This is a genomic window from Methylobacterium sp. E-005 (genome assembly GCF_022829725.1).
GTDB lineage: Bacteria > Pseudomonadota > Alphaproteobacteria > Rhizobiales > Beijerinckiaceae > Methylobacterium.
In genome coordinates this window covers 1-570 of record NZ_JAKSYG010000003.1, presented here as the reverse complement: position 1 = coordinate 570, position 570 = coordinate 1, and the positions used below count along the sequence as shown (strand labels likewise).

The 570-nt window shown below is 70.0% G+C and carries 1 protein-coding gene and 1 pseudogene; one reads left to right on the top strand and one right to left on the bottom strand.

Going from position 1 to position 570, the window contains the following annotated elements; genetic code table 11:
• Positions 1 to 103: 103 nt before the first annotated feature.
• Positions 104 to 295, top strand: a pseudogene (locus MKK88_RS00015) (GTP-binding protein); the annotation flags it as partial.
• A gap of 81 nt (positions 296 to 376) precedes the next feature.
• Here the strand turns inward: MKK88_RS00015 and MKK88_RS00010 are convergent.
• A partial coding sequence (locus MKK88_RS00010) for a hypothetical protein (protein WP_243996479.1) occupies positions 377 to 570 on the bottom strand: 194 nt, incomplete at its 5' end.

Sequence of the window (570 nt, the reverse complement as noted above, 5' to 3'; positions counted from 1 at the left end):
CCCCGCCGAGAAAGGCGGCCGCTCGGAGGGGGGCCAGGACGGGTAAAGCGCTGCGCGCTCGACCGCCTGGAGGGGGTGGGACGGGAAGCCTACGCCGGCGTCCATGTCCGTCGGCACGACGCATGCGGCCGAGCCGCCACGGCCTGAGCCGATCCCGCTGACGGTGCTCAAGGGCTTCCTCGGGGCCGGCAAGACCACGCTGTTGCGCGGGCTCCTACGCGGCTCGGCGCTGTGCGACGCGGTGGTGATCGTCCACGAGTTCGGCGGGATCGGTCTCGATCACGTGCTGGTCGAGCCGCACGGACGGCGCGCTCCGGGCGGGCCTCTCCCCGCAAGCGGGGAGAGGGGCGCGCGGCGGCGGCGGTGAGCACAGCCCTCACGCCGCGCTCGCCTCCGGATGCGCCGCATCCCACTCGCGCAGGGCCTGGCGATCGGGGTGGAAGGGATCGGCGTGGAAGGGATCCATCATGCCAGGATGCATGGGGCGTCGCCTCGATTTCGATATGTCGTTTATATCGATATATCGAAATGTTGTCGCCAACAAGGGGAGGCTGTCGATGCTGTAGCCTG